Below are 17,639 nucleotides of genomic sequence, written 5' to 3' on the forward strand. Positions count from 1 at the left end.
TCGTGAAATTTTCGCCCCCCGGGCGGAACGCCCCTCAACGATCCAGCGGCAGGTCGGCCTGGATGGTGTAGCGGGCTCCGTCACGGCGCCGCTGGCTGGCCATGAGCGCCACGCTGGACACGGTGAAGGGCGGCAACTCGCCCAGATCCAGCGCCCGCAACAGGGTCGCCTCGGCGCCCAGCAGCGGGCGCTTGATGCGGGCCAGGGTCAGGTGCGGCCGGAAGTCCTTGCGGTCCTGAGGACCGTCGGGCCAGGCCCGGTCCACGGCCTGCTGCACGCGGAACGCCAGCATCCCCAGCGGTTCGCCCCCATCCAGATGCAGGAAGAGGACCCGGGGACGCTGGAGACCGGGAAACGCCCCCACCTTTCCCGGCTGGATCGTCAGCGGCCCCTGCGCCGCCGTGGCCTCTTGGAGGGCCGTCGTCAACGCCGGCAAGCGGGCGGGCGGCCATTCGCCGAGGAAGGCCAGGGTCAGGTGCCAGGTCTCGGCGTCGGTCCAGGCGATGCGCACGCGGCCCTGGATGGTGTCGAGCCGCGTGGCCAGGTCCTGGCGCAATCGTGACGGCGGGTTGACGGCGACGAAGAGCCTCACTCCGCCTGCCCCCAGCTGTGGACCGCGGGCACGTAGACCGGCAGTCCGGCCAGCTGCCGGCGCAGCGCGTCCAGCGCCGCGGCCACGGCGAGGCGGCGGATACGCTCGCGGTCGCCGGTGAACCGGTAACGACCGGCCACGACCCCCTCGGGACCAGCCAGCGCGATCCAGGTGGTTCCCACGGGCTTCTCCTCGGTGCCGCCTCCGGGACCGGCGACGCCGGTGACGGCCAGCGCGTAATCGGATCCGGTCCGCAACCGGACGCCCCGGGCCATCTGTTCGGCCACCGGCCGCGACACGGCTCCGTGCTCCGCGAGCTGCGCCGCATCGACCATCAGAAGCCCGGTCTTGACCGTATCGGCGTAGCTGAGCACACCCCCCAGGTAGTAGCCACTGCTGCCGGCCTGGCTCGTGACGGCGGCGCCCAGCAAGCCGCCCGTGCAGCTCTCGGCCACCGCCAGCGTGGCCCCGCGGGCCACCATGGCGGCCTGCACGACCGCGGGCAGATCCACCATCTCGTGCGCGTAGACCACGTCGCCCAGGACACGGTCGACCGCGTCGGCGGCCGCGACGAGATCGGCCTGCTGCTCCGGTCCAGCGGCGATCCGCACGTCCACGCCCCACTCCACCAGCCACCAGGACCAGCTCAGATGCGCGAAGCGGGCGCGGATCGGCTCGGTCAGGCGAGCCACGGGCAGTTCGGCCACCTGGGCGATGCGCCACAACCGCATGGGCCGGGCCGCCGGCAAGGCGCCCAGCCGCTCCAGACCGGCCAGGACCCCGGGTAGCAACCCCTGCAGCTCCGCCGGCACCCCGGGCAGCACGGCCAGCCGCCGGCCGTGCAGCGCGCCCACCAGGCCCGGTGCCGACCCCACCGGATTGGTCACCGGCTCGCAGCCCGCCGGCACCAGCGCCTGCTTGTCGCCCTCGACGTGGCAGGGCAGGCCGCGGCGGCGGCGCAGCGCGGCCAGCTCGGCGGCCACGTCGGCGCGGAAGTGCAGCGGCACGCCGGCCCAGGCGGCCAGCGCCTCGCGGGTCAGGTCGTCGCGGGTCGAGCCCAGGCCGCCGCAGAGGAAGACGATGTCCCCGGGCGCGGTGCGGTCCAGCGCCGCGGTGATGTCCTCCTCGCGATCGTGGACCACGGTGATGTCGCGGACGGTGACCGCGTGGCTGCCGAGCGCACGCTGGATGCGGGTGCTGTTGGTGTCGCTGGTGCGGCCCTCGAGCAGTTCGTCCCCCACCGCGATGATCCGCACCGGCACCTCGTTCACAACGTGAACCCCAGCCAGGCCGCCACGGCCACCGAGGCGTGGGTGGCTAGGCAGGCGAGCACGCCGGCGCCGAGATCGTCGGCCATGATCCCCACGCCGCCGCCGCCGCCCAGTTGCTCCAGCTTGCGCACGCCGAAGGGCTTGAGGATGTCGAAGAAACGGAACCAGAGGAACCCGCCGAGCCAGACCAGGGGGCCGCCGCTCAACCACAGGTACGTGACCTGCATGCCGGCCACCTCGTCGATGACGCAGAGGCCGGGATCCTCGCCGTGCTCGCGCTCGAGCCGGTCGGCGGCCCAGATGCCCACCGCGGTGACCAGGGCCAGCGCCACCAGCTGGATCCAGATGGGGATGGGGCCCCAGAGCGTCCAGGCGCCGAACCAGAGCACGGCGTAGAGCAGGCTGCCGGCGGTGGCCGGCGCGATGGGAGCGTAACCGGAGCCGAAGAAGGTGCCGATGAGATGAACCAGGGCGCGGGTCATGAGGGGTCCTTTCTCGCGAGTGCGCGTCGGCGGGAAGATAGGCGGGGTGCGCGCGAGGGTCAACGCTGCTGCGGGTCACTCCCCTCGCCAGCGCGCCACCGTGGCGGCCAGGCGGCGCAGGCTCCGGTCGACCCCGATGCCCACCAGTCCCATCACCACCAGGTAGACCAGCATGGCGGGATACTGCACCAGGAAGCGGAACTCGAGCAGGCGGAAGCCGAGGCCGCTGTCCACGCCGAGCATCTCCGCGGCCACCACCGTGCCCCAGCCCAGGGCCCAGGCCACGCGCAACAGCGACACGAGCGCGGGCAGGGCCAGCGGGCCCATGACCTCCGCCAGCAGGCACCAGCCGGCGGCGCCGAGGACGCGGGCCTCGTCGACGTAATCGCGGTCGATCTGGCCGAAGGCGTCGCGGGCAGCCACCACGCAGGGGAAGAAGAGCGCCACCAGGAGGATGAACGCCACCGGCAGCTCCCCCAGGCCGAACCAGACCACCGCGAAGGGCAGCCAGGCGAAGGGGGACACGGCGCGCACGAAGTTCACCAGGGGCAAGCAGAGACGGTCGAGCCAGGGGCGGGTCCAGAGCAGATAGCCCGCCAGGCTGCCGGCGAGCCAGGCCACGAGGCAGGCCGCCGTGGTACGGGCCAGCGACACGAGGAGGTCGAGGGCCAGCCGCGGCCACGACAGGCGGAGTTCGGCGAGGTCGGCGGCCGTGAGGTGCAGCGAGCGCAGCAGCCCCACCAGCAGGCCGGCCAGCAGCAAGTAGCCGCCGAGCCTAGCGGTCCGCGAGCTGGAGATAGACATCGCTGGTGTCCGGGATGGCCTCGAGATAGCCCAGATCGTGCATGACCCTGGCCGCGGCGAGTTCGAAGCGGCGGCCGGCCTCCTCGCGGCCGGCGTGGAACCGCAGCCGCTCCAGCGCCCGGGTCGAGAGGTCGGGCGACAGCGCGAAGATCTCGGCGGCGGCCGCCACCGCCTGGTCGCGGTCGGACTCCAGTCGCGTGGCGGCCACGGCCAGCGCGGTGCGTAGCCGATCGAGCGCCTCGCGTTTGCGCGCGGCCGCGGGCGCGTGCACGGCCAGGTCGCAGCAGGGATGCCCGGGATGGTCGTCGCCGTACCAGTGCACCACGTGGTACTCGTCACCGAAGCCGAGGATGGGCGGCACGTAGAAGCTGAGCGCGTCGACCTCGCCGGCCTGGAGCGCCGCCGCCATCTCGGCCGGGCTGCGCAGGGGGACCAGCTCGGCCGCGATGCCGCGCTCCGCGAGCGCCATCACCGCCAGGACCTCCAGGGTCGAGGCGCGCAGCACGCCGATGCGGCGCCCGGCGAGGTCGGCCAGCGTGGCGAACTCGCGTCGCGCCACGATGCCGTCGCTCTCGCGCTCGAGGAAGCCCACGATCTTCACGGGCAGGCCGCGGTCGACGTCGGTCCAGGCGTAGGTGAAGGGCAGGATGGCCGCGTCGACCTTGCCGGCGGCCAGCGCCTCGTTGGCCTCCCAGCCGCTGGTGAAGTAGCGGATCGACACACCGGCGAGCGCCGGATCGTCGGCGAGCTCCACGAAATCGTAAGGCAGATGGTCGAGCGAGGGCTTGATCAGCCCCAGCACCAAGGTCTCGTCGCCGGTTCCGCCGCAGCCGGCCAGCAGGATCGCCACGATCATGAATCCGAGTCGTCGCATGTTCAGCTCCTTCCAGGCAGCCGAACAATACCCCATTTCGCCGCAGCCTCAAGCAACCTCGGGAGCCAGGCACAGAAAAAGCGAGGCCGATCCGGAGAAGATCCGGATCGGCCCCGCTGCGGAAATCCGAGCTAGACCCCTGCGGGCTGGGTCTGCAGCTGCCGGAGCACCTGCTTGGCCACGCACTTGAGGGTGTCGAACACGCCGTCACCCTGGTAGGCCACCGCCGCGAAGGATTCGAAGCCCTCGGGGTTGAGCTCCTCGTTGAGTTCGGCCATGGGCATGGCGTCGGGCAGGTCGCGCTTGTTCCACTGCATGACGAAGGGGATCTTGCCCAGCTCGAGGTTGTACTCCTTCAGGTTCTCGTGAAGGTTGTACAGCGACTCGACGTTGGCCTCGAACCGCGCCTCGCTGCTGTCGCCCACGAAGACGATGCCGTCGCAGCCGCGCAGGATGAGCTTGCGGCTGGCGTTGTAGTACACCTGACCGGGCACGGTGTAGAGGTGGAACCGCGTCTTGAAACCCTTGACCTCCCCCAGCTCCAGCGGCAGGAAGTCGAAGAACAGCGTGCGGTCCATCTCGGTGGCCAGGGTGACCAGCTTGCCCTTGGTGTCCGGAGCGAGCTTGTCATAGATGTACTGGATGTTCGTGGTCTTGCCCCCCAGACCGGGACCGTAGTACACGATCTTGCAATTGATCTCGCGGGAGGAGTAGTTGATCAGCGACACGTCCTTGCCCCTTCCGTGGCCGGCTCAGCCGGCTGGCACTCAATCCACGAACAGATTGTCGATTTCCTGCTCGACCCCGACGGAGAACTCGTCGTCGAAGGGGTCGTATTCCTCGTTGCGGTACTGGAGTTTGTCGTAGAGCCCGTCGATGATCACGTTCAGTTCTTCCACGGCCTTCTTCACGCGCAACCGCACCAGCCCCAGCGTGGTGCTCCGGTCGAAGACCACCGCCAGGACCACGCCCTTCTCGATCTTGCCGAGGTACATGCTGTCGCGGGCGCCCTGGTGGTAGAGCGTGGAGAAGTCATCCTCGCCGATGAGCTTGGCCAGCGCGTAGTTGGCCTCGAAGTCCGCGGCGCAGAGCGAGGCGAAGCTCTGGGTGTCGAACTCGGGATCCAGGCCGGTCTGGGCGATGAGCTGTCCCGTGCGATCCACCAGGAGCACGTGCTTGGCTTGACTGCTCTGGACCAGCGCCTCCAGGGCGTTGGTGATGGCCCAGTAATCTTCCTCGAAGATGGCCCATTCGGCTCTGACCATGGGTTCACTCCCGACCGCTCTCGGCGGCTCGATTCGACGTGCGGGCGTCTGTACACCGGTGTTATCGACCCGGGAGCATGGAGCTTGAGCGTCGGTGTCCCGGAATGTGAAGAAAGCCTCAAGACCCGGCGGAAATCACTCGCCCTCGACGCCCTGCCGGTGCAGGAACGCCCGCTGCAGGGTCGCTTCGTCGGTGTAGGCCAGGGCGCCGCCCACGGGAATGCCCGTGGCCAGGCGGGTCAGCTGGAGGTCGCGGCCCGCGAACAGGCGCTGCAGATACAGCGCCGTGGTCTCGCCCTCGACGCTGGTGTCCAGCGCCAGGATCACCTCGCGCACCTGGTCCTCGTCGAGTCTCTCGAGAAGCCTCGGGAAGGGCAGGTCCTCGGCGCGGACACCGTCCAGCGGCGACAGCAGCCCACCCAGCACGAAGTAGCGGCCGCGAAAGAACGCCGCCTTCTCGAAGGGCAGGATATCCACCGGGCTGGCGACCACGCAGAGCAGGGTCGCGTCGCGCGCGCCGCTGGTGCAGATGGTGCAGGGGTCGGGCTCGGTGATGGCACCGCAGCGCGAGCACTGGGTGACCTGGGCCCGCGCGGTCTCGATGGCCGCGGTCAGGCGACCAGCATGATCGTGATCCTGCAGCAAGTGCAAGGCGATGCGGGTGGCCGACTTGCGGCCGAGCCCCGGCAACTGCTGCAGGTTGCGCACGAGCTGTTCGAGGGCGGGCGACTGGAACTCGCCGCCCGGATTGCCGGCCCCGCCGCCTGCGTACATGCTACATCCCCGGCAGGTTCAGGCCCGGGATGTTCATGCCGCCCATGGCGCCGCCCATCTCCTGCTCCACCAGCTCGTCCACCTTGCGGCCGGCCTCGTTCACCGCCGAGAGGACCATGTCCTGCAGGAATTCCACGTCGTCGGGGTCCATGGCCTCGGGCTTGATCACGAGGTCCAGGAGCTGGTGCTTGCCGTTCATGGTCACCGTGACCTGCCCCCCGCCGACCTCGGCGGTCACGGTCTTCTGGGCCAGCTCCTCCTGGGTCTTCTGCATCTTGGCCTGCATCTGCTGGGCCTGCTTCATGAGCTGTCGGATGTCCATCTTGCCTCCAGCGGCCACCGGGCCGCGATGGTGACGGGGCGTCAGGCCTCGTCGGGGTCCTCGTCGGGCGCCGCGGGCGCGGCCCACTTCTCTCGTTCGGTCTCGGCCAGCGGCTGCCCCTGGACCAGGTCGACCAGCCGGCCGAGGTCGGGGTCGCTGGCGCAATCGCGGGTCAGGGTCTCACGATCGGTGGGAGCCACCTCGCGCCGGATGGCCTCCTGCACCTCGTGCGTGGGGCCGGCGTGGTCGGCCACGAGCTGCAGCTCCAGGCGCAGCGGGCGGCCGAAGAACGCCTGGACGTGCCGCTCGATCTCGGCGCGGCCGTCCTCGAGCAGCTTCAGCTTGAATGCATTCTCCGCGGCGAAGGCCACGGTCAGGCGGCTGGTCGCGTCGTCGATCTCGGGCAGGCCGGTCATCAGGCACGAGGCCAGGCCGGGGTTCTGTTGCATGACCGTGTTGACGAACTCGGTCCAGCTCTCGAGGGTTCCGGCCGCGGGCCGGGCGTCGCGACCGGACGGCGCGGTGGCGATCGCCGGCGCCGCCTGGTCGCCGCTGCCGGTGGCCGGACGCCGGATGCTGGCGGACGGGGTCGCCGGGCGGGCGCCGCCGCTGCCGCCGGCGGTGGGCACGCCGCCGGACGCCACGAGCCGGCGCAGGCGCTGCACCAGGTCGCTGAGCACCACCCGTTCCTCCCAGCGCGCCAGCTCCACCACCGCGGCCTCGAGCAGGATCCGCGGCTGGGTGCTGCGGTGGATGCGGTCGTAGTGCACGCCCGCGCGGTCGAGCATGGCCAGCAGGTCCTGCTCGCCGAAGCGCTCGAGCACGGGCTGGAGCTGGGCGATCTGGTCGTCGGTCAGGTCGACCGCCTCGCGCAGGCCCGGGTCGACCTTGAGGATGAGCAGGTTGCGGAAATTGGTGACCAGGCCGCGGGCGAAGACCGTCAGGTCCTGGCCGGCGGCGGCGAGCTGGTCCACCAGGCGCAGCGCGCGGGCGGCGTCGGCGGCGCAGATGGCGGCGTTCAGCTCGATGTAGAGCTCGGAGCGCACCAGGCCGAAGAGCGCCACCAGCGCGGCCTCGTCGATGGTCCCCTCGCAGCTGGCGATGGCCTGATCGAGAAGGCTCTGGCCGTCGCGCATGCTGCCCTCGGCCAGCGATACCAGGACTCGCAGGCCGCTCTCGTCGATGTCCACCGCCTCCTGCCGGCAGATCGCCTCCAGCCGGCCGGCGAGCTGGTCGCGCGAGAGCAGCCGGAAATCGAAGCGCTGGCACCGCGACAGGATGGTGCGCGGGATCTTGTTGGGCTCGGTGGTGGCGAAGAAGAAGAAGACCTTGGTCGGCGGCTCCTCGAGGATCTTCAACAGCGCGTTGAACGCGCCCTTGGAGAGCATGTGGACCTCGTCGATGATGAACACCCGGCTGTGGCCCTCGCCGGGGGCGAGCTTGGCCATGTCGCGCAGCTCGCGGATGTTGTCGACCCCGGTGTTGCTCGCAGCGTCGATCTCCAGCACGTCGAGGAAGCTGCCGCGGGCGATGGCCTGGCAGTTGGCGCAGGCGCCGCAGGGGTCGCCGTCGGTGCTGGCGGTGCAGTTGAGCGCCTTGGCCAGCAGCCGCGCCACGGTGGTCTTGCCACAGCCGCGCGGACCGCTGAAGACGTAGGCGTGGCTCAGCTTGTCCTTGCGCAACGCGGCGCGCAGCGTGGCCGTGACATGCTCCTGTCCCACCACGTCGGCGAAGGTCTCGGGGCGGTACTTGCGGGCGATGGCCTGGTAGGACATGCAGCGTTGCTCCAGGTCGAGGCGATAGTGGGGCCGGCGGCCAGACCTGGGTCCGGAGCGCCGCCAAAATAGAGGGCCAGGCTGACGACGCACACGACGGAGTGAGCGTACCGTTGCTGCCTTCCGGCCCTGGCGGGGTTAGCGCTCCGACGTCACGCCGGGCCTGGCCCAACCGTGTCCCGGGCTGGGTGCCCGGGAAAATCGGTGGTGGAGATGATGGGACTTGAACCCACGGCCTCCTCGTTGCGAACGAGGCGCTCTCCCAGCTGAGCTACATCCCCACCCGGTATTCGATTGTAACGTAGCACCGGCCCGGGCCGGCGCCAACGATCGCCCGGGCGATCGTCGTAAACTGGCGGAGAGGCAGGGATTCGAACCCTGGGAACTCTTGCGAGCTCAACGGTTTTCGAGACCGCCCCGTTCAACCGCTCCGGCACCTCTCCGCGAGGTTCTGGCTCGTCGTGTCGCCTGGCGGAGAGGGAGGGATTCGAACCCTCGGAACCCGGAGGCTCACACGATTTCCAGTCGTGCCGATTCAGCCACTCTCGCACCTCTCCGCCGAATCGGAGGGCGCAATATAACATCGGCTTGCGGGGAAATCAACACTCCCCGGGCGTTTCTCGACGCTGCTGGAAAAAGCTCGTCAGCAGGTCGCCGCAGGCGCCGGCCAGGATCCCTCCGACCACCTCCACGGGGTAGCGGTAAGGATGGCCCTGCAGCAGCCGCGCCGTGGAGACCACCGCGCCGGCCCGCGGATCGTGCACCCCGAAGACCACCGTCGGAATCCGGCTCAAAAGCAGCGCTCCGCAGCACATGGTGCAGGGCTCGAGGGTGACGTAGAGCGTGGCGTCGTCGAGGCGCCACTGTCCGCAGCCGGTGCTCGCCGCGGTGATCGCCAGCACCTCGGCGTGGGCCGTGGCGTCCTGGAGCCCCTCGACCTGATTGTGGCCGCGCCCCAGGACCTGCCCGTCGCGCACCACCAGCGCCCCCACGGGCACCTCCCCCGCGGTTGCGGCCAGTTCGGCCTCGCGCAACGCCTGGCGCATCCAGTGCTCGTGGCTCTGGAAGCCCGCGAGCAAGCTCTCGCTCACGGCAGCATCCCCTCGACGTGCGCCACGTTGCCGCGCAGATCCCAGACCCGGACCCGGACGCGCCAGGGCCGCGGCGCGGTCTGGCTCCAGGCCCGCGGGTAGGGCAGCGCCACCGCGAATTCCTCGCGGGCGGCATCGCAGACCCCGTCCCGGGGATCGAGCCGCTCGACGCTGCCGTCGGGCAGCTCCACCTCGGCCCCCGCCAGCGGGCCGAAGGCGTCCTCGGCGCGCAGCTCGATCTGGAAGCCGTCGCGCTGGTGGGTGAGCCGCCAGTTCGAGAGCTCCGGCGGCGTGTTGTCCACCGGCACCGGGCCGATCACCTTCTCGGCGGTCCGTGCCTCGCTGGCGGGATTATCGAGCAGGTCGCTGGCCACCAGGCGCACCTCGTACCAGCCGTCGGGCAGGCCCGCGGTGTCCCAGCTACGCACCTGCTCGCGGGTTGGCCCGTCGAGCGTCCGCCAGTCCTGATCGCCCTCGCGGCGGTAGAAGAGGCGGAAGCCCAGGCGGTCCTCGTTCGGGTCGCTGGCGTGCCAGGTGAGCGCGCGCAGCGGACGCAGCGAACCGGCGCGATCGCGGTCGAGCCGCCGGTCGTCGCGGCTCTGGGTGGAGTACTCCACCTGCAGGCCGTCGCGGAAGCTCTGGGTCGCGTTGCCGGGGGGCTGCATCATGCTGCCCTGGTAGATCTGCCCGTCGGGCTGCACGGTGAAATGGGTGATGGCGGGGGCCAGGTTGGGCTCCACCGCCGAGACCGTGACCGCGTCCACGCGGCTGCCCGGAGAGAGGGTGACGCGCCACTGGAGGCCGCGGGCGGGCGGGAGATCGGCGAGGTCGAGATCGCGACCCTTGCCCAGGGTCCGCCACTCGGTCCAGGACTCGTCGGGGCTCGGGCTCATGCCGGTGCGCACGGCGAACCGGGGCTCGTTGCCTCCGGCCGGACCGCGCCAGGTCAGGCGGGCCCAGCGCATGGGGAGCTTGCCGTCGAGCGGCGGGCCCAGCGCCTCCGCCTCGTTCTTGCCGGCCACGTGCAGGCGCGTGATGCGTCCGGGATGAGCCTGGGCCACCAGGATCTCGTCGGTCTTGCCGTCGCGCTCGTGAACCGCCAGGTCGACCACGTCGCCGCCCTCGAAGGTGGCCAGCGGACGGCGACCGTTGGGCGCCTCGAGCGCGTAGATCACCGTGGGCCCGGCCTCCTCGCGGGAGCCGGCGCCGAGCCAGCCGTGGTCCGCGCTCCAGACCACGCTGGTCAGGATGTACTCGCTGGTCCAGACCCGGTGCGGCGCCCCGCCGTCCAGCCTGTAGAGCGCGGCGCGCACGGGCTGCACGTCGGCGTCGGCGGTGACCATGATGTCGAACGGGTTGTCGAAATCCATGCTCTGGCGGCCGTTGCCGTTCTGGCCGCCGTGGCCGTCCTCGCCCTGGTAGCCCAGGGCATACCAGCCGTCCGGTCCGCGGAGCACCTGCCGCCCCTCGTCCTGATCCATGGCCAGCACCAGCGCCCAGCGCCGGGGCCCGGGCTCGACGTGGAAGACGCGGCCTGGCCCCTGCGACGCCACCAGCAGCGTGCCGTCGTCCAGGACCGCCAGGTCCAGGGCGTTGCTCGCGGGCAGCTCGGTGACCAGCACCGGTCCGTCAGAATCGAGGCGATAGACCGCCGCCGGGCTGCCGGCCGCGATGTAGACCGTACCGTCGGGCGCCCGTTCCAGATCCCAGGCATAGCCTCCGGGGATGGCGCCGAGCGCGGTGCTCCGGCCCTCGCCATCGATGGCGTAGAGCTGTCCGCCCGGACCGCAGCCCACGATCACGCCTTCCTGGTCGACCAGCACGCTGAAGACTTCCTCGGCGGGCAGATCGGCCAGCAGGCTGGCGTCGCCGCGGCGGTTCAGACGCCAGACGCGCCCCTCGTGGCCGCTGCCGGCCCAGAGCATCTCGTCCGCGCTGGCCACCGACCAGAACACGAGGCTGCTGTCGGCCAGCAGGGTCTCGGCGACCAGTCCGGGCACCAGGCTGCCGCGGGCGTCGAGGCCGGCGCCGCGCAGCTCGCCGTCGGTGAAGGGCACCATCTCGGGGCTGTCCCAGAACGCGGGACCGGCGGCGCTGGCCACGATCGCGGGCAGGAGCGACAGCACGGTGACGAAGCAGCGGATCATGGACGGTCTCCCTCGGCTCGGGGGGCGGACTGGTTGTGGATGGCGACGTCCTGCACGGCGTACCCGTTCAGGATCATGCCGAGGCGGCGCGCGGTGCGGAGCTTGTACGCGGCCATCGTGGGCTGGACCGCACCCGGCGGTCCGCCGCGCAGCGTGTGCTTGATCGACTCGGGCAGGTTGACGAGCTCGCGTCCGCCGGCGGTGAGCCCGGGCTCGGCGGCCACCAGGGCCACGGTCAGCTCGTCCAGCGAGCGGGGCCGGTTGAGCAGGTCGAAGGTCGCCGCCAGGCCGTGGTCGGCGAAGAGCCCCGCGGCGCGCACCGCGTCGAGCTGGAAGAACTCGCGGGCGCTGGCGGCGCCCAGGCGCAGGGGCCCCGGGCCGAGGTCGGTCGGCGCGGTGAGGGTGAAGCGCTCGCGGCTGGTGGGCCCGTGGCGCTGCTCCAGCTCCACCTCCACGGTGAACTCCTCGCCCGGAGCGATACGGGCGGGCGCGTGCAGGCTCTTGATCCAGGCGGCGCGGGCCGGCCGCTCGACTGCGAGCCGCGCCTCGATACCGGTGACGGAGAGCGGCTCGTGGCGGTTGTTCAGCAGGATGGCCAGCGGCGCCTGCCAGTCCGCCGCCAGGGCGGCCACCCCGCCGGGTCCGCCGGTGACGCCTTCGAGGGTCACCGGCGCCAGGGGTCGTCCGCGGCTGTCGGCCAGGTCCAGGGAGAGGTCGTAGCGGACGAGCTGGTCGCTGCGGTCGTCGCCCTCCACCAGCAGGGTGTTGTAGAGGCACCAGAGGACGAGCTGCGGAGTGAGTTGGGTCTGTCGGGCCACGTCGAACCGGAAGTCGCGGCGGCCGGTGGGCAGGTCCACCGTGACCTGCACCTGCGTGGTGGGCGCGCTGGCGCCGAGTTCGCCGGCCAGGCCGGCGCGCAGGTCGTGGGTGATGCGGCCGACCACCGGACCGGCCGACCCCATCTTGAAGCTGATCTCGCGGCTCGGAAACAGGGTGACGATCTCGGCGATGGCCAGCGGCAGATCCACCGGACCGAACTGCATGAACGGGTGGGCCATGCAGACCACGCGCGCGCCGTCGACGGTGCTGACGGTGCCGATGGCGCCGAGCTGGGCGTCGCCGGTGACCAGGGCCACGGCGCAGGCCGAGCCGGGGACCAGCGTTGGCGCCACGGTGGTGACCGCGCTGGCGGCCATGCCGGCGGGCAGGGCGTAGAGTCCCATCTCCAGCGGGGCGAGGTTGCCCGCGGCCGGTGCGTCCGGTGCCGGCGGGAACAGGCGGAGGGCCAGGGCCTCGGGCGACGGCCAGGGCTCGCTTGCGGCCGGTGTGATCGCGGGCGGGGCGGTGCCGCCGAGGAGAGCCGCGGCCAGGTTCGTGGCGGCCGGGGTGCCGAGCAGGTCGACCGGACTGGCCGGCGACATGGTCGCCCGGGAGACCTTAATGTCGTCGCGCGCGGCCGCTTCGTCCAGTTCCGCCGCCGGAGTTAGCCCGGCGATGGGCCGCAGCGCGCCGGGCCAGCCGAAGGCCACCGCGCCCAGCAGCCGCCCGTCGTCGAGGTAGACCGGGCTGCCACTCATCCCCTGGGCCACGGCGGTCTCTTCGAGGTCATGGCCCGACAGCTCGACCAGGATGATGTCGCCGCCGGCGCGGGCTTGGTGGCGCACACCGAGGATCGTCACCCCGAAGGTATCGGGCTCGGTGCCCTGGAAGACGGTCAGACCGTACCCGGTCTGGCCCGGGGCGAGTTCGCTCACGGGGACGCGGGGCGGCGGTGCGGCCAGGGCCAGCGCGGGCAGCAGCAGCAGGGCCGTGAGCCGGAGTATCGAGCAGGGCAGGCTTCGCAATGGGTTCCATCCAGGTTGGTGGTGCGCGGGCGCGCCCGGGCGCCCGTTCCAGCGGACAGTAGGGACGAGGGCGGAAAATGGCAAGGGGCGCGCTGGCGGCGGCCATCATGCCGGAGCAAGGATCAAACCAGATCCCCGGGATCGGACCTGTCCACGGGGATAAACGCGGTGGGCCATTGACGGTTCCGGCAGTCGACGGTCCAAGACACCACCGCCCGGTCTTCACCTCACGACAAATAGAAGAGCGGGCTGCCTCGACAGCCCGCTCTTCTCGCAATTTGAGTGGTACGCCCAGGAGGATTCGAACCCCCAACCTCCTGATCCGTAGTCAGGTGGTCATTAGTTTGACCTACTTTGATCATCTTTGCCGAAACCCATTATATACCTCATTTATAACGCTTTATCGATCAATTGTCTTTACTCTTCTTTGCTCAACTGGTATAATTCTAAGCATCAGAAGTATCCCACAGGTATATCAGCAGACGAGGTTTTGAGATGAACCGCCGCTTCAAGTTCAATAAGGACGCCATCAAGAGCATTGAGCCGCCAACCAACGGCTCAAAGGACTACTACTACGACACGGAAACCCGTGGGCTGGAACTCCAGGTTTCTCCAGCGGGACAAAAGACCTTCTACTTCTACCGCAAGTTCAAGGGAACGCCGATCCGCATCCGCATCGGTCTATTTCCCGATCTTGCCTACCAGAAGGCACAAGGCAAAGCGCACGAATACAATGCTTGTATCGCAGAAGGGATTGATCCTCGCGGCATCGGTCCGAGCATCCGTGGTGGATTGACGCTCACCCAGTTGTTTGACGCTTTCTTGGAGCGAGCTAAGCGTCCTCCAGAAGAAGGCGGAAAGCGCACCTGGGCGGAGGATGTGCGCCAGTTCAACAACTACCTCAAGAAGTTCCACCACAGGAAGATTGACGCCATCACTCGTAGCGACCTACAGGGTCTATACGACCAGATGGTTCGCGAGAACGGAAAATACTCTGCCAACCGATTGATCGCCTTGGTGAAGACGCTCTACAACTTCGGCTACAAGCGGGACTATTTCAGTGGCAAGAACCCAGCGATCGGCGTTGAGAAGCTCGCTGAAAAGTCTCGCAGTCGCCGTCTTGAGGATGACGAGTTCCCGAGGTTCCTTGAAGCCCTGGAGAACGAGCCGAACGACGATATGCGGGACATCTTCTGGCTGCTCCTACTGACTGGTGCGCGAAAGACTAATGTGCTGGAGATGCGCTGGGAAGACATTGACTGGGAGAAGGAGACTTGGCTCATCCAGCGCACGAAGAACGACGACGCGTTGATCGTGCCGCTTGAGGATAACGCGATGAACATCCTCAAAGCTCGCCACGAACGATCTTCAAGCGAGTGGGTGTTTCCCAGCGACGGCAAGACGGGGCATATCGTTGAAGTGAAGACTGCCTGGAAGCGAATCTTGAAGCAGGCGAACATCGTAGATTTTCGCATCCACGATTTGCGCCGAACGAACGCGAGCATCCAGGCTGACTTGGGCATCAACCTGCTCACCATCGGTCGCTCTCTTGGACATCGCAGCCAAGCAGCGACGATGGTTTATGCTCGTATGAACAACGCTGCTGTTCGGGACGCAAGAGAGGCGGTCAGTGCGGTGATAATGGGGTTTGCCACCTCGAAGTAGATCCCGCCTCTACAGACCCAATCAACCCACCAAGGTCGGGGCAAATCGTCCCGACCTTTTGTTTTCTGCCACTTCTGTCGCCTCCAGCCAAATCCTCCAGACTATTTACTCCTATACCCCCCACGCGTGGGGACTGAATAGAAAGGAGACGCTATGCCAAAGAACATAGACACAAACCCGATTTCACCTGACTGGGAAGAAGAGCCAACCGCGAACAGCAAAAAGGTCGTTCGTAGAGTTTCCGCACCAGCCAGCACATCCTATCTCCATCCAGATCCAACAACGATCACCGAGGAGCCAGAGGTAGGCATTCCTTCGTTGCTGTCGGACTACCTGCCGAACGAACTACCACCCGATAAGCCCTACGAACTCATTCCAGACGATTTCAACTGCGAGCATGGAATCGCCTACCTCTACATGTGTGTGCTTCAACTCGGAAGCCCAGTGGGTCTGGCAGATCTCATTGGAGTCACCACTGACTTAGCGAGATTTTGCGAATTTTACGACGAAAGCGAAGCAGAGGAAATCTGCCACGAGACTATTGCCTGGACGCAATCTCTCCAGCCAAGAGAATTGAAGCCCCACTTCTGGTCGCTCTTGGTTCTGATAAGGGACATAATGACCGACGATGAAATACGCCTGCTGATGAACGACCTCCACAGGCTTGCCGAAGCGCAGATCGACAGAACTGGTGATGTCGCTCGCCTGATCCAATTTCTGGAGTGCTTCTTCTACGAACGACTCAACGAGTTCCCTATCGAGCCATTTCTCTTTTGGGAAGAAGACGAACTCACGGCTGTGCCAGTTCCAGATGGCTGGTCATTCATCCACGATCTCATCGTTGCTGCTCTCCATCTCTGCCACTTGAAGCCAGGCGGAATGACCGACGCTGACGAGTTCACGCTTCGTCTCTATGCCTCCAAGTGGATAGCAGATCGTCGCCAGGAAGAAACCCCAATCCAACATTCATCTACCGCTGCGGAACTGATCGCCTTGGTCAAAAGAGAACTCTTCTCTGGCGACGAGGGCAGTATCCAAGCCTCCAGGCTGGCGAAATCTCATCGCCGCCTGATGAAGGGATTCGAAGATGGAGAAATCAGCCGTGAAGACTGCCAGCAGCATCTTCGCGACCTGTATCGCGTGGCTCTCAATTTCCTGTCACTGTCCTACCAGCAGAAACTGTGGCTGAAAGAACTGTTCTTAGCCTGGAGCTTTCAGGTTGATCTGAGCAGGGAATTACAAATCCTGGATTACAGTGATGTGGACGGACGCAATACATTCTGCTCGCTGGACTATCCTTATCTATAGGTGACAGCTATCACGAACAAGCCTCTATTTGCCCGATTTATAGGCTTTTACGCTGCGCCGCTTATCCTATATAAAATATGAATTTACGGGCGGGACAATTTTCTTTGTCGAGCGCCCTAAGTTGTTGCCATACAATAATATAAATTGCCTCTAATCTCTCCGTTTTTATATACTTTCTCATCTAATGATGGTATTATTCTAACATGGTTGAGAAGCAAAGCAGATGGGTTTTGAATCAAGATACCAGAGACCTAAGTGAAGGATAATATTGAAATGAAGCGGAACGACTATGTCACGAAAAATGGGAATACTCGTCTCTTGAAGCCGAGTGAAGTGTCTGAAATCCTCGGTGTTTCTGAGGCAACCCTGGCTACCTGGCGCTGTGTCCAGCGATACAACCTGCCGCACGTGAAGATCGGGAAGAATGTGATGTATCGGTTGAGCGATGTGGAGCAGTTCATCGAGGACAACCTCCAGAACGCTGCCTAAGTCTTTCTGCATTTTAGGTGGGTTTCTGCTCGGTTTTTCAAACGCAAATTTTGCCCCTACCAACGGCACCTATGAGACGAGAAGTCTCGTCTGACCATTTCTTTTTCACGATAATCAATGGAATTACTACCAAGCCGATTGTAGTGCTGGCTGTCGGAACGAAACCTGGCAGCCAGACTGCCCAATAAGAACTTTGAACTCAGACTTGAACCAGATAAGAGAAGAACATCTCCCTCAATAACATTCTATGCCACTACACGCTGCCAATACGCTATTTACATCAGATAGACATATAGGTCACGGCAGAAACCGAAAGAAAATCGGCACCGACTCCTGCCATCTACATACTTATATTATGAAGGAAGTCATTGGGGGTTAGGGGGCAGCTCTTAGGAAGTAAATGAGGTTCCATTATAAACACTCTATTCTATTCGATCTGACAAATATATACATCTACAACGAAAGGTATTTCAAATATGGCTAAATACAATTCTAAACCAGTAGTCTACAAAGGCAGACTCTATCCCAGCATGTCCCAGCTTATAAAAGAAACTGGTATTCCAGAAAGAACAGCATATCGAATGAAGAAACGAGGAGAGATTAGAAAGTGCCCAGTAAAGGAAGAGAACTACATTGACACGAGTAGACCAAACTGGGTTCAGAAATTAGACAGGGCACTCTCTAAGCTCTTAGGATAGGCATTAGATCCGAGAAAGGTATCGGTCAGGCTATGAAGATTCACGACATCCCAGAAGTAGAGGAAATGATCCGACGAGGAAAGACGCGTCGGGAGATTGCTGAGGCTTTCGACACCACTCCTGCCACAGTGAAGCAGTTCATCAAGGAGTATATACCAGAATTGAAGGGATACAACTCGGCTGAGAACAGGGAGGCGAGACGGGAGCAGAGGGTTAGAAGTATGCGAGGAGAGCTAAA

At 66.1% G+C, this 17,639-nt stretch carries 16 protein-coding genes, 3 tRNA genes and 1 other RNA gene; 3 read left to right on the forward strand and 17 right to left on the reverse strand.

Annotated features, from left to right (window positions below):
* Positions 1-34: 34 nt before the first annotated feature.
* The 17 genes from thpR to IFSED24_RS06915 form a co-directional block, all read right to left on the reverse strand.
* Positions 35-592: an RNA 2',3'-cyclic phosphodiesterase gene (gene thpR, locus IFSED24_RS06835; RefSeq protein WP_491334472.1), complete on the reverse strand. Its 558-nt coding sequence runs from the start codon at positions 590-592 to the stop codon at positions 35-37.
* Positions 589-1,848, reverse strand: a complete 1,260-nt coding sequence (locus IFSED24_RS06840; RefSeq protein WP_491334473.1) for a nicotinamide-nucleotide amidohydrolase family protein — start codon at positions 1,846-1,848, stop codon at positions 589-591. The genes thpR and IFSED24_RS06840 overlap by 4 nt, the downstream gene beginning before the upstream one ends.
* 11 nt (positions 1,849-1,859) lie before the next feature.
* Positions 1,860-2,345 carry a phosphatidylglycerophosphatase A family protein gene (locus tag IFSED24_RS06845; protein WP_491334474.1) on the reverse strand — a complete coding sequence of 162 codons (486 nt, stop codon included), beginning with the start codon at positions 2,343-2,345 and terminating at the stop codon, positions 1,860-1,862.
* Between the two features lie 75 nt (positions 2,346-2,420).
* A complete protein-coding gene (locus IFSED24_RS06850) occupies positions 2,421-3,149 on the reverse strand; it encodes an ABC transporter permease (protein ID WP_491334475.1) in 729 nt (242 codons plus the stop codon).
* A complete protein-coding gene (locus IFSED24_RS06855) occupies positions 3,121-4,023 on the reverse strand; it encodes an ABC transporter substrate-binding protein (RefSeq protein WP_491334476.1) in 903 nt (300 codons plus the stop codon). The genes IFSED24_RS06850 and IFSED24_RS06855 overlap by 29 nt, the downstream gene beginning before the upstream one ends.
* 131 nt (positions 4,024-4,154) lie before the next feature.
* Entirely contained in the window at positions 4,155-4,751 is a 597-nt protein-coding gene (locus tag IFSED24_RS06860) for a GTP-binding protein (protein WP_491334477.1), read from the reverse strand.
* A gap of 39 nt (positions 4,752-4,790) precedes the next feature.
* Positions 4,791-5,288 (reverse strand): roadblock/LC7 domain-containing protein, encoded by a 498-nt coding sequence (locus tag IFSED24_RS06865; protein ID WP_491334478.1) that lies wholly within the window; start codon positions 5,286-5,288, stop codon positions 4,791-4,793.
* A gap of 135 nt (positions 5,289-5,423) precedes the next feature.
* Positions 5,424-6,062: a recombination mediator RecR gene (gene recR / locus IFSED24_RS06870; protein WP_491334479.1), complete on the reverse strand. Its 639-nt coding sequence runs from the start codon at positions 6,060-6,062 to the stop codon at positions 5,424-5,426.
* Position 6,063: 1 nt separating this feature from the next.
* The gene (locus tag IFSED24_RS06875) at positions 6,064-6,384 is read right to left on the reverse strand and encodes a YbaB/EbfC family nucleoid-associated protein (protein WP_491334480.1); all 321 of its coding nucleotides are present in this window, start codon (positions 6,382-6,384) and stop codon (positions 6,064-6,066) included.
* Between the two features lie 41 nt (positions 6,385-6,425).
* Entirely contained in the window at positions 6,426-8,159 is a 1,734-nt protein-coding gene (dnaX, locus tag IFSED24_RS06880) for a DNA polymerase III subunit gamma/tau (RefSeq protein WP_491334481.1), read from the reverse strand.
* Between the two features lie 71 nt (positions 8,160-8,230).
* Positions 8,231-8,328: signal recognition particle sRNA small type (ffs, locus tag IFSED24_RS06885), an RNA gene on the reverse strand.
* A 36-nt stretch (positions 8,329-8,364) separates the two neighbouring features.
* A tRNA-Ala gene (locus IFSED24_RS06890) sits at positions 8,365-8,440 on the reverse strand.
* Positions 8,441-8,512: 72 nt separating this feature from the next.
* Positions 8,513-8,602, reverse strand: a tRNA-Ser gene (locus IFSED24_RS06895).
* A gap of 26 nt (positions 8,603-8,628) precedes the next feature.
* A tRNA-Ser gene (locus IFSED24_RS06900) sits at positions 8,629-8,716 on the reverse strand.
* 42 nt (positions 8,717-8,758) lie between these two features.
* Positions 8,759-9,250 carry a tRNA adenosine(34) deaminase TadA gene (gene tadA, locus IFSED24_RS06905; protein ID WP_491334482.1) on the reverse strand — a complete coding sequence of 164 codons (492 nt, stop codon included), beginning with the start codon at positions 9,248-9,250 and terminating at the stop codon, positions 8,759-8,761.
* Positions 9,247-11,397 (reverse strand): SMP-30/gluconolactonase/LRE family protein, encoded by a 2,151-nt coding sequence (locus tag IFSED24_RS06910; protein ID WP_491334483.1) that lies wholly within the window; start codon positions 11,395-11,397, stop codon positions 9,247-9,249. The genes tadA and IFSED24_RS06910 overlap by 4 nt, the downstream gene beginning before the upstream one ends.
* On the reverse strand, positions 11,394-13,241 hold the full coding sequence (locus tag IFSED24_RS06915; RefSeq protein WP_491334484.1) for a hypothetical protein: 1,848 nt from the start codon (positions 13,239-13,241) through the stop codon (positions 11,394-11,396). The genes IFSED24_RS06910 and IFSED24_RS06915 overlap by 4 nt, the downstream gene beginning before the upstream one ends.
* A gap of 495 nt (positions 13,242-13,736) precedes the next feature.
* On the opposite strand from IFSED24_RS06915, the gene IFSED24_RS06920 reads away from it, so the two are divergent.
* From IFSED24_RS06920 to IFSED24_RS06930, 3 genes are all read left to right on the forward strand, one after another.
* The gene (locus IFSED24_RS06920; RefSeq protein ID WP_491334485.1) at positions 13,737-14,906 is read left to right on the forward strand and encodes a tyrosine-type recombinase/integrase; all 1,170 of its coding nucleotides are present in this window, start codon (positions 13,737-13,739) and stop codon (positions 14,904-14,906) included.
* Between the two features lie 153 nt (positions 14,907-15,059).
* Positions 15,060-16,214: a hypothetical protein gene (locus IFSED24_RS06925; protein ID WP_491334486.1), complete on the forward strand. Its 1,155-nt coding sequence runs from the start codon at positions 15,060-15,062 to the stop codon at positions 16,212-16,214.
* Positions 16,215-16,487: 273 nt separating this feature from the next.
* On the forward strand, positions 16,488-16,703 hold the full coding sequence (locus IFSED24_RS06930) for a helix-turn-helix domain-containing protein (protein WP_491334487.1): 216 nt from the start codon (positions 16,488-16,490) through the stop codon (positions 16,701-16,703).
* The last annotated feature ends 936 nt before the right edge of the window (positions 16,704-17,639 follow it).

Source organism: Candidatus Latescibacter sp. IFSED24, from assembly GCF_058273205.1.